This window comes from Halobacillus seohaensis (assembly GCF_042663045.1).
GTDB classification, from domain to species: domain Bacteria; phylum Bacillota; class Bacilli; order Bacillales; family Halobacillaceae; genus Halobacillus_A; species Halobacillus_A seohaensis.
In genome coordinates this window covers 16,746-32,019 of the sequence record NZ_JBHSZV010000010.1, presented here as the reverse complement: position 1 = coordinate 32,019, position 15,274 = coordinate 16,746, and the positions used below count along the sequence as shown (strand labels likewise).

Below are 15,274 nucleotides of genomic sequence, written 5' to 3'. Positions count from 1 at the left end.
ACCAGCATTTAAATTTGCTGGTCTCTTATATTCTTAATTTGCATATTCGCTTACATGTTGGAGCAATGTCTAAGGAGTTTAATTGTTTATTTTAAGTATGTTATTCTTTCAATTTTCCTATTAATAAGAAAACTTTCTGTACAACTGTTGACAGAATTCACATCACGCGTAATAATAGTTTAAATATACGGTATAAATAATATTTATACACATACACAAAAGAGGTGAATGAAGTTTGGAAATTGGTATCGTTGGAGCAACAGGATATGGAGGGGTAGAGTTATTTCGACTATTATCATCATATCCTGGTATAGACTCTATTAACTTATACTCATCCACCCAGTCCGGAGAATTTTTTCAAGAATTATACAGTCATGTAAACAATGAACAATATACTTTGCAAGATCTTAATCCAGACAAAATGAGTAAGCAACTTGATATTATTTTCCTTGCGACACCAGCAGGGGTGTCAAGTGAGCTGACACCAAAGCTTCTAGAAGGAAAAGCAAAAGTGATTGACCTCTCTGGAGACCTTCGACTTAAAGATAGCAGAACGTATACGAATTGGTATAAAAAAGAGGCCGCTATCCAATCAGTACTTGAAAAGGCAGTATACGGCCTTCCTGAGTGGAATAAAGAAGCGATTCAGTCTGCAAAAGTGATCGCTAACCCAGGATGTTTCCCTACAGCTACACTTTTAGGTTTAGCACCTGTTATGAACGAACAGCTTGCTGATCCAAAACGTATTATTATTGATGCTAAGTCTGGTATATCTGGAGCCGGAAAAAATGCTAGTCCTGTTACCCATTTTGCGAATACCCAAGAAAATTTTAGAATATATAAAGTAAATCAGCATCAGCATATCCCAGAAATCGAACAACAGTTAAAGATTTGGAATAGCGAAACAAATCCGATTACGTTTTCGACTCACTTAGTTCCTATGACGCGCGGCATCATGGCAACTATATATGTAGAATTATTGGAGTCTCGTTCATTAGAGGAATTAATTAAGTTATATCAAAAAGTTTATGAAAATCAACCGTTCGTCAGGATTAGAAAAGCCGGTGATTTTCCATGTACAAGAGATGTATATGCTTCCAATTATTGCGATATTGGTCTTACACTCGATGAACGCACGGGTCGTGTTACTATTGTGGCAGTCATCGATAACTTAATGAAAGGGGCAGCCAGTCAGGCCGTCCAAAATATGAATCTAGTACTAGGGAATGATGAATCTACGGGACTTCATCAAGTTCCAGTTTATCCATAAGATGAATAGAAAGGGAGAGAGCGATTGATTCAAACAACGGACGCATGCAATATTGAGAAGATTGAGGATGGAACGGTTATATCGCCAAAAGGTTTTAAGTCTGGAGGAATCCATTGTGGTTTAAGACGCTCAAAAAAAGATTTCGGTTTATTAATAAGTGATCACCCTGCTTCTGTTGCGGCCGTTTATACTCAAAGTCATTTTCAAGCACCACCTTTAAAGGTCAACCAAGAGAGTATTGCTGAATCTCAGAAGATCCAAGCAATCGCAATTAATAGTGCTATTGCCAATGCCTGTACAGGAAATGAAGGCCTGACAAATGCTTATACGATGCGAGAACTAGTAGCAAATCAATATTCTATACGTAAAGAATATGTTGCTGTTGCATCTACAGGTGTCATTGGTGAACAGTTGGAAATGGATAAGATCAAGTATGGAGTAGAAAATGTTCACCCCTCCGAAACAGGAGCTCACGATTTTCAGCAGGCAATTTTAACGACGGACACTTGTGAAAAATCAGCTTGTTATCAAGTAGAGATTGACGGAGAAACAGTAACCATTGCGGGAGCGGCTAAAGGATCGGGCATGATCCATCCGAATATGGCTACCATGCTCGGTTTTATAACTACAGATGCAAAAATTGAATCAGAACATTTGCAATTAGCTTTAAGTCAATCAATTGATAAGTCATTCAACCAAATTACGGTCGACGGAGAAACGTCCACTAATGATATGGTGCTTACCTTAGCGAATGGAAGTGTAGAGCATCATTCTCTCTCGCCTGATCATTCTCAGTGGGGAGATTTCCACCAGACACTTCAACTTGTTTGTGAGGATTTGGCAAAGCAAATTGCTAAAGATGGTGAAGGAGCTACAAAGTTAATTGAGGTGAATGTTTCAAGTGCTTGGTCTGATCAGGAAGCTCGAATTGTAGCAAAAAAAGTAGTGGGATCGAGTCTTGTGAAAACAGCAGTTTATGGTGTAGATGCAAACTGGGGAAGAATAGTTGGAGCAATTGGCCATAGTGAAGCACATGTCAATGCTGAGAAGTGTGATATTTATATTGAAGGTCAACTCGTATTTAGTGAGGGTACGCCATGCTCTTTTTCAGAAGAACAAGCAACTAAGGATCTCAGCAAGGAAAACGTAACGGTAAACATTGACCTTCATGAAGGGACTGGCACAGGTACGGCTTGGGGGTGTGATTTAACATATGACTATATCAAAATCAATGCAAGCTACCGAACCTAGAGAAAAACCCGTTATTGTTGTCAAGCTTGGCGGAAGTATGATTGACCAATTGAGCGAAAGTTTTTATGAGAGTTTCATCCAACTTAGCGAACATTATCACTGTGTCATTGTACACGGTGGGGGGCCTGCTATTACGTCATTACTCAATGATCTGGGGATTAAAGGAGAATTTTATGACGGGCTTCGTAAAACTACAGCGGAAACACTAGACGTTGTAATGATGACTCTTGGTGGAAAAGTAAGCAACCAAGTTACATCATCGTTAGCTAGACACGGTAGGCATTCCATAGGTTTAAAGGGTTCTGATGGTGGGTTAATTCAGGCCAGTTTAATAGATGAAGAGAAATTAGGGTTTGTCGGTCAAGTAGAACAAGTTAAAGGTAACCTAATTAAACAGCTTCTTGATCATGAGTATATTCCTGTTATTGCTCCGCTCGCCAGAACGAGTGAAGGGCAATTAGTAAATGTGAACGCAGATGCTGGAGCCGCAGCTGTGGCCAATGCGTTAAATGCTGAGAAGTTGCTTTTTGTAACAGATGTGGCAGGAATTATCAAACAAGGGAAAATCATTGATCGAACTACCCCTGAAGAAATTCAAAAAATGATTGAGGATGGGGATATTTACGGTGGAATGATTCCAAAAGTAACAGCAGCAATATCTGCTCTATCAGATGATTTACAAGAAGTACTTGTTGTTAGTGGAGAGCGCTCTTTAATCGAAGGAGAAACGATTAAGGGGACAACGATCTATCAGCAGCGGAAGGAAGAGGTGACCAAATAATGAGTGTTTTTCCAACATATAATCGTTTCCCTCTAACTATTCAATCAGGCGAAGGAACGGTTGTTACTGATGATAACAATAAACAATACTTGGATTTTGTATCTGGGATTGCTGTTTGTAACCTAGGTCATCGTCCTCCTGCAGTAGAGCAGGCTATTCAAGAGCAGTTAGGGAAAGTGTGGCATGTTTCCAACTTGTATCAAATTCCTATTCAAGAAGATGCCGCCGAACTTTTAACAGGTCCTACTGATCTTGACTACGTATTCTTCTGCAACAGTGGAGCAGAATCAAATGAAGCAGCGATCAAGCTAGCTCGAAAGCATACGAAGAAGGATAAAATTATTACATTCAAGCAGTCCTTTCATGGCCGAACGTTTGCAACGATGAGTGCGACGGGCCAGGAAAAAGTACATGAAGGTTTTGGAGAACTTCTTCCCACATTTGAATATTTACCGTATAATGATACAGAAGCAGTAGCACAAGTTAACGATCAAAAGGTTGCAGCTATCATGGTTGAAGTTATCCAAGGTGAAGGTGGAGTGGTTAAAGGTACGGAGCAATTTTTACAAGCGATTCAAGAAAAATGTAAAGAACTCGGTGCTTTACTAATCATTGATGAGGTTCAAACAGGAATTGGACGCACAGGCCAGCCTTTTGCTTACCAGTTGCATAACTTAGATCCTGATATCGTTACATCTGCTAAGGGTTTAGGCAGTGGTTTTCCTGTAGGAGCAATGCTAGGAAAAGCAGAACTCGCCGAGACTTTTAATGCAGGATCACATGGCTCTACTTTTGGTGGGAATCCTCTTGCTTCTGCAGCTGTTAAGGCAACACTACAAACTATTTTTTCTGATCAATTTTTACAAGATGTCCAGGAAAAAGGTGTTTATTTCCATCAGCAATTACAGAAGAAATTACTGACCTTGAGTGGAGTGAAAGAAGTGCGCGGCCAAGGTTTAATAATTGGTATTGAAATCGATGAGGATGCGATTGGCTTTATTCATAAACTTCGGGAAAACGGTCTTCTGGCTGTGCTAGCTGGTCCGCGTGTGATCAGGTTGCTGCCACCATTGAATGTGACAAGGGAAGAAATCGATGAGGCTATAAGTATATTGCAAAAAGTGCTAGAATATGAGAAAGTTAATCTTAAGTAATAGTTAGCAAGGAGACTTTGACAGGAATGACAGTCATTTCTGCAAAGTCATTTTTACACACATGAATGTATAAAAATACTATTGTACTGATAAATATACAGCGGGGTGGAAATATGCAAGGTTTTCTAACATTAGAAGAGGGTCAAACGTTTAAGGGTAAAGCATCTGAACAGTGGAAAAATACTCTAGAAGGAGAAATCGTATTTTTTACAGGGATGACAGGATATCAAGAGGTATTAACAGATCCTTCGTATAAAGGTCAAATTGTCGTATTTACTTATCCATTAGTTGGGAATTACGGGATCAATGAAGTTGACTCTGAGAGTGCTGAACCACAAGTCAGCGGAGTTGTTATGCTTCAATGTGCTGATACGGCAACGCATTATCAAGCCACAATATCATTAAAAGATTATCTGAATAAATGGAACATACCTTTTTTGACAGAGGTAGATACAAGAGAAGTGACTAAGGCGATCAGAAGTCATGGAACTTGCCAGGCAACCTTAGCATTAGAGTCTACAAAACCCTCAGACACAAAGGAAGTTGGGCATATATTTCAAGTTAGTTGTCCGAAACCTACTACTCATGGGGAAGGGGATTTGCACATTGTACTCATTGACTTTGGGTTCAAAGGCTCTATTCTTGATCAGCTTTTGGAAAAGGAAACACGTGTGACAGTAGTGCCGTTTACTGATATGGGTATCATCAAGGAGCTGAATCCAGACGGTGTCGTACTATCGAATGGACCTGGGGATCCAAAGGACGCTACCCATTGTTTGCCTGAATTAAAAGAAGTCTTAGAAGAGTTTCCTTCGTTAGGTATTTGCTTAGGGCACCAGGTGATTGCATTAGCCTATGGTGCGGATACTACGAAACTGGCATTTGGACACCGTGGGGCTAATCATCCTGTGAAAGATCATCAAACAGGACGTGTCTTTCTTACCTCTCAGAACCACAATTATGTAGTAGACGAAAGTAGCATAGAGCAAACAGTACTAGAAGTTAGTTTTAGCAATATTAATGATGGATCGGTCGAAGGGTTAATGCATCCTTCCAAATCAATTTTATCGGCCCAGTTTCATCCAGAAGCAAATCCAGGACCAGAGGATGCAAAATGGGTTTTTGACGAATTTTTAAGCAATATAGCAACTAGAAAGGGAGGGCAAGTCTATGCCTAAAAAAATACTCGTAATCGGCTCAGGTCCTATTATTATCGGGCAAGCTGCAGAATTTGACTATTCCGGTACACAAGGCTGTCTTGCACTCAAAGAAGAGGGGCATGAGGTTGTACTTATAAATAATAATCCAGCAACGATTATGACTGATAATGAAGTCGCAGATAAGGTTTATTGTGAACCTCTAACTATTAGAAGTGTGGAGGCTATTATCAAAAAAGAAAGTCCTGACGCAGTTCTTGCAGGACTTGGAGGACAAACCGCACTTAACTTAGCTGTTGAACTTAATAAACATAATATTTTCGAAAAATATAATCTTGAACTACTAGGCACAAGCGTGGCATCTATTCAACAAGGTGAAGATCGTGAATTATTTAGAGAATTGATGGATGACTTGCACCAACCTGTACCAGAAAGTCAAGTGGTTGCAAGTGTGGAAGAGGCTCTGCAATTCACGGATCAATACGGATATCCGGTTATTAGTCGTCCGGCCTATACCCTAGGTGGCCGTGGAGGTGGAATTACCGATAATGAAGAAGAGTTAAAGGAACTCATTACTAACGGGCTCAAAGCTAGTCCTATTGGTCAGGTGATTATAGAAAAAAGCATAGCTGGCTTTAAAGAAGTGGAGTATGAAGTCATGCGTGATGTTAATGGAACGTGTATTAGCGTTTGTAATATGGAAAACTTTGACCCTGTTGGAGTTCATACTGGGGATTCTATCGTTGTCGCGCCATCTCAAACGCTTACGGATCAAGAGTATCAAATGTTGAGAACAGCCGCTTTTAAAATAATCTCAGCTCTTGACGTTATCGGAGGTTGTAACGTGCAGTTCGCGTTAGACCCTCATAGTAAAAATTATTATGTAATTGAGGTAAACCCTCGGGTTAGTCGTTCTTCGGCACTGGCGTCAAAGGCGACGGGTTATCCAATAGCTAAAATGGCTACAAAACTAGCGTTAGGTTACAAGTTAGATCAGTTGAAGAATCCACTAACGGGAACGACTTATGCGAGTTTCGAACCAGCATTAGATTATGTCGTAGTTAAATTCCCACGTTGGCCATTTGATAAATTTTCTAATGCCGACCGTAAACTTGGTACGAAAATGAAAGCAACAGGGGAAGTTATGGCTATTGATCGAACACTTGAAGGGGCATTCCAAAAAGCGGTGGCATCGCTTGACCAGTCCATCACTAATATGAACCCTGATGAACTTTATGACCATTTAAGAAAACCAACTGATTTACGTTATTTCGCCATTATAGAATTACTAAAGCAAGGAGTAAGCACAGACACTATTCACAAGGAAACTTTAATTGACCTATTTTTCTTGAATATTGTTTCCAATCTAGTGAAAGCAGAGGCAACTATTCAAAACGAAGAGCTTACAAAACAACTTCTAAAAACGACTAAAATCCAAGGATTCACGGATAAAAAGCTAGCTGAACTGAAGGGTGTAAATGAAAGTGAGATAAAGCAGATGCGCAAGGAATACAATATCAAGCCTAGCTATAAGATGGTTGATACTTGTGCGGCTGAGTTTGAGGCAGCAACAAACTATGTGTATACGACCTATGCAGGAACGAATGAAATCACACCGCTTCCCCCAAATAAAAAAGCATTGATCGTAGGTGCGGGTCCTATTCGAATTGGTCAGGGTGTTGAATTCGACTACAGTGCGGTGAAAGCTATTCAGAGCTTACGAAAGCTCGGTTGGACGACGATTATGATTAATAATAATCCAGAAACGGTAAGTACAGACTATACGACTGCCGATCGTCTTTACTTTGATCCAATTAATAAAGAAGTTATTGAATCAATTGTTGAACATGAGGGCATTGATCTCGTATTTACACAGTTTGGTGGGCAAACCGCTATCAATATTGCGGATGAATTAGAAGAGGTGGGGATCCCACTTGCTGGAATTAGTGTAGATACGATCGAACAGCTCGAGGACCGAGAACAGTTTTACTCGGTTTTGAAAAAATTAGATATACCACATATTCCAGGATCCATGTGTCACACGATGGAAGAAGCGTTGGATGTAGCTGATTCATACTCGTACCCATTGCTTTGTCGTCCTTCTTATGTAATTGGTGGCCAGGGCATGGTGAAAGTAGAGAGTGAATCTGAATTAAAAAATGCTTTACAGGAAACTGACTCGCAGCACTACCCAATTGTACTCGATCAGTTTACAACGGGGATGGAAGCAGAAATTGATCTTGTAGCAGACGGAAAACATGTGTTTATCCCGGAAATTATGGAGCACGTTGAACCGGCGGGCGTTCATTCTGGAGATAGTATGGCTATTTTTCCATCTCCGAATTTATCGATTGATGTAAAAGAGACATTGAAGCAATATGCTCAACAAATTGTTCAAGAGGTAGAGTATAAAGGAATTATGAATATTCAATTTCTATTGTCTGAAGATACAATTTATGTCCTTGAAGTCAATCCTCGTGCGAGTCGGACCGTTCCTATTATAAGTAAAGTATCAGGAGTCTCAATGATTGAATTGGCTATCAGATCGTTAGTCGGTGATCCAACGTTGGACTTTACAAATCTCCACCAGCCAACTTTTCAGCACGTAGCTGTGAAGTATCCGTTGTTTTCATCCCATGCTCTGCCTGAACTTGATCACAAACTTGGAGCAAATATGCTGTCAACAGGAGAGGGTATGTGTCTTGGTTTTACTGTGGAAGAGGCGATGGCAAAGGTATTTGAGCATTTACCTAATCCTTTTGAAAATAAACAGGCTTGTCTCGTCGAAACAACTGGATTTGTTAAAGGCCAATCAATTGATCTGAAATTTTCAGATTGGATAAAGTTGAAGGAAGCCCAAGTATATATGAATGACCAAAATACGGAAGAAGCATCTTTGAGAAGAATTCAAGCATTAAAAAGTGGTATAACTGTCTTTACTCAACCTTCCACCTTTAATGCCTATATTGAATCTTTATCGTATGACCCATATCAACCAACCCCATTACCTGGGAGTACAGAAAAGGAGTGCATTTAGGGTGAATTTAATGGAAGAAATGATAGCACACACTCATAATTTAAAAGGTCGCGATGTTCTTACTTGGGTGGATTTCACACAGAGTGATGTTTCCCAATTACTAGCTCAAGCACAGGACCTAAAAGAGAATCCTCATAACAGTATGATGGCAGGAAAAACCTTAGGTATGATTTTTGAGAAATCTTCCACCCGCACACGCGTCTCCTTTGAAGTGGGGATGGTGCAAATGGGGGGGCATGCTCTTTATTTGAATTCGCGTGATATTCAGATTGGTCGTGGTGAAACGATTGCGGACACCGCTCAAGTTTTATCGGGATATGTAGATGCAATTATGTATCGTACCACTTCTAATGAAAAATTAACGGAGCTCGCTAAACACGCTTCGATACCTGTGATTAATGGGTTGTGTGACGTCTATCACCCTTGTCAGGCATTGGCGGATGTGTTTACTATTTTGGAATTGAAGGGTAGATTGTCAGGACTTAAAGTTGTATATATAGGCGATGGGAATAACGTGGCACATTCTCTCATGATCTTATCAGCGATGATGGGAATGGATGTTGTTATTTCTTCACCTCAAGGGTATGAACCAGATAAAGCAGTAGTGAAACAAGCTGAAGACATTGCAGAAAAAAACCATGGATCGATAAAGATTGAACCTGATCCAAAGGTCGCTGTTCAGAATGCAGATGTTGTTTATACAGATGTTTGGACCAGTATGGGTCAAGAGAGTGAAATAGATGAACGATTGCAAGCCTTTGATGGTTTTCAAGTGAATGATGAACTTTTGAAACTGGCAAAAGATGATGTTCGTTTCCTTCACTGCCTTCCTGCCCATCGGGAGGAAGAAGTGACCGCTTCTGTTATTGATGGTCCTCGATCAGCCGTATTCCAACAAGCGGAAAATCGTCTTCATGTTCAAAAAGCAATATTACAATCTGTAATTGTAACTTGAGTATAATAATAAACCCCACCATCGACGGTGGGGTTTATTATATGAAAAAGGATAATGCTAAATAGCCTGCAGCAGCGACCCCAGCGGCAATAAGTGCTGGTTTCAGTTTGAATTTTGCATACTCTATGGTGTTTAAATTTAAAATCCCAGCAGTCGTATTCGTATCATCACTTAGGGGTGACGAAAACGCACCAAATGTTCCACTGGCGAAGACGGCTCCAATCACAACAGGTAATGAACTTCCAGATGTTGTGGCAATGGATAAGGCCACAGGCATAAGTATTCCCCATGTCCCCCAGGCTGAGCCTATAAAGTAAGATAAGCCACAGCCGGCGATGAATATGACTACAGCTACGTAACTTGCGGGAATCCAGTCAAAGGATTCAGAAATGGTATCTGCAAATTCTAGTGCTTCCGTTCCTTTACTTAACCCCCATACCATGGCGAGTAAAAGGATGACTGTCATCATATCATTACCGCCATCAATTAAACCACTCATCATTTTCTTTAAGTGCTCTTTTTTAAATTTTAAAAAGAAAACAAACCACATGATTGTAATAACTACGGCTAAAACCATTGCATCAAGGACACCATCATTGATCAGAGCACTGAAGCCGGATTTACCATTATTAACACCAATTGCATACATAAATGCAAATGTTAGACCAATGACACTGATTAGTGGGGTGATTAAATTCCAAGGCTTTGCTGGTAAATCCTTCATGACAGATGGATGGCAATCCTCCCACTGATCATCCTCTTCTTCTTTTTTCTCCTCCTCAGTTTTCTCTTTATCGTTTGCCTTTTTTTTGCTGCTATGAAAGAAACTTAAATAGAATCCTAGAAGCAACATTGATATTGCAAAGAAATTAAAAGGAATACTTTGAAGAAAAAGAGAGTAGGAATCACCTGAAGCATTTGCCTGTTCCAAAGATAAATCGATCACTGAGGTCATGTATCCGACAAATGCTGTCGCAACCGGAATTAACACAACAAGCGGTGACGCTGTCGTTTCGATAACAAAGCCGAGCTCTTGTTTGGACATCGGAATTTTTTTGCGCATTGCCTTCATAACTGGCCCAATTGTTACGATTCGAAAACTTGGGGCGGCAAAGGTCCCTACAGAAGAGAGCCAGGTGAGCACAAAAGCTCCACGTTTGTTTTCAATTCTCTCTGTAGCTGCTTTTACAAAACCCTTTATACCTCCAGACATACGAATCAAACCAATAAGTGCAGAAAATGCGTAGAGGAAAATAATAATTTTAAGATTACTTTCGTCTGATAGACCTGCCATGATAAATTCCAAAGTTTTGATCATGCCGTTGAGCCAGTGAGGTTCTACTAAGTATCCAGCTACAATAACTCCGAATAGCAAACTGGGAATTACTTGTTTTGTCCAGATTGCTGCTGCAATTACAACGATAAAAGGAACTACGGAAAACCAGTCCATTTTTTCCACCTCTTTGGTTCTATCTATTTGATTAGCTTGAGTGAAGAGGAGGTATTGTATGCATAGTAAAGTAAATAAAGTGAAGCAAACAAGTTATAAAAATTTTATTTTTCGTTTGGATAGTCGCAGTATTCAATAATTGTGCCTTCTGTATCGGCGGGGTTTAAATAAATTAACCTCCTACCATGTTTATTCGTACGACGAGTGTCCTCCATCACGCGAATTCCTTTTTCTTTCAGGGCTTGAAGTGCCTCTTCCAAATCATCCACCTGATAGGCGATGTGGTGAACACCTTTGCCTTTTTGCTTAATAAAACGAGCAATGGGAGACGTCGAATTATTTGTAGGGCACAATAACTCAGTACGGTCACCATCAATATCCATGATCGCAATCTCGCTTTCCACGCCTTTCGCTTCACTACGATAGTGGTCAATCATTTTAGCACCTAAAACGTTCTTATAAAAATCGATGGATTCTTCAATTTGACGAACAGCAACACCGATATGATCTAATTTTTTATTCATAGTTATTCTCCTACTTATTAGAATGGTTTTATTTTAACATAAGCTATTAAATGTACTAGAACAAACAATTTCCATATGAAGCAGTAGTAGCTAGGATTAATGATTATACTCTTGACTGCTTCTCTTTAAGAGGATGTTCAAAAAGTCACCAAATGTTAAGCGGCGCATCTCTTCTTTGGCTCGTTCTTCCGGTCCTCATGTAGGAAAAAAGCCTACACTCTGGTCCTCAGAAACTTCGTTGCCTCGACCTGCTTGCTTCTAATTTGGCGTCTTTTTGCACACGCACTTTAAATGGATTAATGGTAATATATTGATAGAGGTAATGTCTTTATCAATGAGTACCACATCACTATAATATTCGGAGGTCTACATTATGCCTTTCCTTGAGAAAGTAGTTATTATAAACAAACCTTTAGAGAACGTATTCCAAGCGGCAACTACTTTTACAAACAGTCCACAAATGATGGAAGCTGTTGTGGGGGTTGAACCGCTCACGCAAGGACCTGTTCGTGAAGGGTACCAATTCAAAGAAGTTCGTGAGATCAGAGGACGGAAAGTTGCTTCAACTATTGAAATTACCAATTTTGAAAATAATAAATCTTACACAGCAAGAAGTGAACAAAACGGACTTGACCTTCGTTATCATTATCAATTTATTGAAACAACTGAAGGAACAAAGGTAGAATTTAAGGGAGAGTTATTTACAAAAGGATTGCGTAACTCTTTGGTAAAGCCGTTGATCAAAAAAATTATTAAAAAAGAAGATGCCAATCACCTTGATAAAATGAAGGAATATATCGAGAAAGAATAGTTTATGCTATAATGAAAATCCATAATAAAGTACGGAAAAGGTCTCTTTCCATTAGGCATGGGTTGAGGCCTGTTTTTTTATGAAAATGAAATGAACAAAAGGAGATAATTATTTATGAGTCATTCATTAAATCAAAACTGGTTTCAAGAGATGCTGCCATTCATGAAAGAGGCTTGGGATCAATCACAATTCAGTCAACTAACCACTGTGCAAGAAGATAGCATTCCTTACATCCTAGCTGGGAAAGATGTCATCACAGAGGCACCAACGGGAAGCGGTAAAACTCTTGCTTATTTACTACCATTGCTAATGGAGATTGACCCTACTAAGAAACATACACAAATATTGATTTTAGCTTCTTCTCACGAACTAGTAATGCAAATCCATCAGGAAGTACAAACGTGGTCGAAAGGCAGCGGTATAAATAGTATGACATTGATTGGAGGAGCTAATGTTAATCGACAAATAGACAAGCTCAAGAAAAAGCCTCAATTAGTCATAGGAACTCCCGGACGCGTTTATGAGCTGATGCAGAAGAAAAAGCTTAAGGCCCATGAAATCAAGACGCTCGTTTTTGATGAAGCGGATCAGTTACTTGTTCCTGAACATATTCAAACCTTGCAAAGTATAATAAAGAGTACATTAAAGGAACGGCAAATCTTGCTATTCTCAGCAACTTTACCAAAAGAAGTTGAAAGTCATGCACAAGAATTCATGAAGGATGCTAAAGTAATACGTGTAGCCCAGGAAACTTTAAAACCAGATGTAGAACATACCTTTATAGCTTGTGAAGATCGAGAAAAAATTGAAATTGTACGAAAGTTAGCTCGTATGGATGATTTCAAAGGTCTTGTTTTTATGAAGGATATTGGTAATTTGAGTGTTTATGCAGAAAAATTAAAGTACAAAGGTCTAGAACTAGCAATCCTTCATAGTGATGCTGATAAGGAACAGCGTGCTAAAGCTCTGCGGGGTTTTCGTAATGGTGAATATCACGTTTTACTTGCAACAGATGTAGCGGCACGTGGTCTTGATGTAAAGGATATTACGCATATCGTTAATCTAGATATTCCTAAAGATGCTACTTCTTATATTCATAGAGCCGGACGAACGGCCAGGTTAGGATCACTGCCAGGAGTTGTAGTTTCGCTCGTAAATCCAGTTGATGAGAAACGTTTGAAGAAATTTTCACGTGATTATGACTTCTCCTTGCATCCAAAGGACATCGTGAAAGGTCAGTTAAAGAGTAAATAATCAAAGTCCCCTTACCAGTCAGTAAGGGGATCTTGTGTTTTAAAACAGATCCTTTCAGGGTAATATAGAAATAGTTGGATATATTCCCATGAATTAAGTAGTATATTTCTATCTATAGCCTCTTGTGAGCGCCACCTAGATCGTGAAATACTTGACTTATAATTAAATGCAAGGAGTGGACCTGTATGCTTAGAAAGTATTTACTTGTCTTTATTGCTGTTCTGTTTATGGTTTCTGTTGCCACTCCAGCATTAGCTGAGCAAATGTGGAAAAGTGATGAACCAACGACCTTTGATAAATGGTCGAATCATATAAAAGGTTGGTTAGATGATCGTAATATAACGATGGATGAGTTTGAAACGAACTTAAATCAGCTATTCAATCCAGAGAAAACTCAAAAAATTCGAGAACAAGACCAACCTGAGCAACAAGAGCTTGAAAAACAACTCAAAGAAATGGGGGAACTTGAGAGTCGAGAAGATTCGACAAGCTCCCTAGAATCTGAAAGCCCGTCTAACTACGAAGAAGAAGTGGTCGAACTAGTGAATGAGGAACGCGCAAAAGAGGATTTACAACCTTTAGAAATGTATGATCGTCTAAGTGACTTAGCCCGTTTGAAATCCCAGGATATGGCGAATAATGATTACTTTGATCATACGTCTCCAACCTATGGGTCACCTTTTGAAATGATGGATCAATATGATTTTGTTTATTCAAGAGCTGGAGAAAATATTGCCGCAGGCCAACGAAGTCCTGAACAAGTAGTGGAGGGATGGATGAATAGCCCAGGGCACCGCGAGAACATTATGAAGGCTGAATTTACTCATATTGGTGTCGGTTATGTAGAACAGGGTTCAGATTCTTACGGTACGTATTGGACACAATTATTTATGACACCTCGATAGTCGGCGAAATAAATAGCAAAAAATAATAGACTTACCAACATCCCCTTTGGTTTTCTACTAAAGGGGATGTTTCTTATCAGAAGATATGTAAACAGATTCTATCCCCATTTTCAGTTTATAAATTAGGGAAAATCCATGGGGCGGGCGCTGAGCCTCCTCGGACTTCGTCCTGTGGGGTCTCAGCTGTCCCGCAAATCCCATGGGAGTCTCCCCGTTTCCCTCCGCCCCTTTACCATATAAGTGTCTCGATACCCCTTCAAGAAAAGGCACCCATTCCTAAGTTTGCATGCAAATTTTGATAGCGGGCGGGTCCTATTAAAATCCTTGGTATAGAGAGGTTCATTGCAATAGAACACGGATAGTGGAAGATGATCCTTATGGGAAAGGGGTTCGTTTCTCACACATCGAATGGGGGGCTTGGGAATCTCCCCGTTTCCTAGCCACCCACTCCCATCTATGAATAGCCTACAATTTGAAAAACCCATTACTGAGGTTTCCGTCTGCCTCACAATGGCAAGGAGGTCCGGGAAATCACGAGACTCCACTTTTAAAAGCGGAGGCGCCTTGGTCAGCGGCGTATGGACTGGACTGAGCTGTCGGAGATAAAGGAAACACGAAGAACATCGTGATTCGATGTTGACTTATCGTACAGAAGCGAAGGAAGTCTCACTAGCCGCTAGGCGCTGGAGCTGGATAACGCCCGATAGGATTGATGAACTAGATTT

General features: G+C 39.9%; 12 protein-coding genes. 10 read left to right on the top strand and 2 right to left on the bottom strand.

Annotation, left to right across the window (positions count from 1 at the left end; translation table 11 throughout):
- The first annotated feature begins 235 nt into the window (after window positions 1-235).
- The 7 genes from argC to argF all read left to right on the top strand — a co-directional run bounded on the left by argC (window position 236) and on the right by argF (window position 9,605).
- On the top strand, window positions 236-1,270 hold the full coding sequence (argC, locus tag ACFQIC_RS03360) for an N-acetyl-gamma-glutamyl-phosphate reductase (RefSeq protein ID WP_204708743.1): 1,035 nt from the start codon (window positions 236-238) through the stop codon (window positions 1,268-1,270).
- Between the two features lie 24 nt (window positions 1,271-1,294).
- Window positions 1,295-2,521, top strand: a complete 1,227-nt coding sequence (gene argJ, locus ACFQIC_RS03355) for a bifunctional ornithine acetyltransferase/N-acetylglutamate synthase (protein ID WP_204708744.1) — start codon at window positions 1,295-1,297, stop codon at window positions 2,519-2,521.
- Window positions 2,484-3,302, top strand: a complete 819-nt coding sequence (gene argB / locus ACFQIC_RS03350) for an acetylglutamate kinase (protein ID WP_204708745.1) — start codon at window positions 2,484-2,486, stop codon at window positions 3,300-3,302. Before argJ ends, argB begins: the two co-directional genes overlap by 38 nt.
- Window positions 3,299-4,456 carry an acetylornithine transaminase gene (locus ACFQIC_RS03345; protein WP_390216950.1) on the top strand — a complete coding sequence of 386 codons (1,158 nt, stop codon included), beginning with the start codon at window positions 3,299-3,301 and terminating at the stop codon, window positions 4,454-4,456. Before argB ends, ACFQIC_RS03345 begins: the two co-directional genes overlap by 4 nt.
- Window positions 4,457-4,569: 113 nt before the next feature.
- Window positions 4,570-5,634, top strand: coding sequence for a carbamoyl phosphate synthase small subunit (locus tag ACFQIC_RS03340; RefSeq protein ID WP_204708747.1), 1,065 nt, complete (start codon window positions 4,570-4,572; stop codon window positions 5,632-5,634).
- The gene (locus tag ACFQIC_RS03335; protein WP_204708748.1) at window positions 5,627-8,650 is read left to right on the top strand and encodes a carbamoyl phosphate synthase large subunit; all 3,024 of its coding nucleotides are present in this window, start codon (window positions 5,627-5,629) and stop codon (window positions 8,648-8,650) included. Before ACFQIC_RS03340 ends, ACFQIC_RS03335 begins: the two co-directional genes overlap by 8 nt.
- 10 nt (window positions 8,651-8,660) lie before the next feature.
- Window positions 8,661-9,605, top strand: coding sequence for an ornithine carbamoyltransferase (gene argF / locus ACFQIC_RS03330; protein WP_390216949.1), 945 nt, complete (start codon window positions 8,661-8,663; stop codon window positions 9,603-9,605).
- Window positions 9,606-9,642: 37 nt separating this feature from the next.
- Here the strand turns inward: argF and ACFQIC_RS03325 are convergent, their stop codons facing one another.
- Window positions 9,643-11,055: a Na+/H+ antiporter NhaC family protein gene (locus tag ACFQIC_RS03325; protein ID WP_204708749.1), complete on the bottom strand. Its 1,413-nt coding sequence runs from the start codon at window positions 11,053-11,055 to the stop codon at window positions 9,643-9,645.
- Window positions 11,056-11,159: 104 nt separating this feature from the next.
- A complete protein-coding gene (locus ACFQIC_RS03320; protein WP_204708750.1) occupies window positions 11,160-11,579 on the bottom strand; it encodes a VOC family protein in 420 nt (139 codons plus the stop codon).
- 373 nt (window positions 11,580-11,952) lie between these two features.
- Here ACFQIC_RS03320 and ACFQIC_RS03315 point away from each other — a divergent pair, with 373 nt between their 5' ends.
- The 3 genes from ACFQIC_RS03315 (at window position 11,953) to ACFQIC_RS03305 (ending at window position 14,549) form a co-directional block, all read left to right on the top strand.
- On the top strand, window positions 11,953-12,390 hold the full coding sequence (locus ACFQIC_RS03315; protein WP_204708751.1) for an SRPBCC family protein: 438 nt from the start codon (window positions 11,953-11,955) through the stop codon (window positions 12,388-12,390).
- Between the two features lie 114 nt (window positions 12,391-12,504).
- Window positions 12,505-13,644, top strand: coding sequence for a DEAD/DEAH box helicase (locus ACFQIC_RS03310; RefSeq protein ID WP_204708752.1), 1,140 nt, complete (start codon window positions 12,505-12,507; stop codon window positions 13,642-13,644).
- 185 nt (window positions 13,645-13,829) lie between these two features.
- Complete coding sequence (locus ACFQIC_RS03305; protein ID WP_204708753.1) at window positions 13,830-14,549, top strand: CAP domain-containing protein; 720 nt, start codon at window positions 13,830-13,832, stop codon at window positions 14,547-14,549.
- Window positions 14,550-15,274 lie beyond the last annotated feature (725 nt).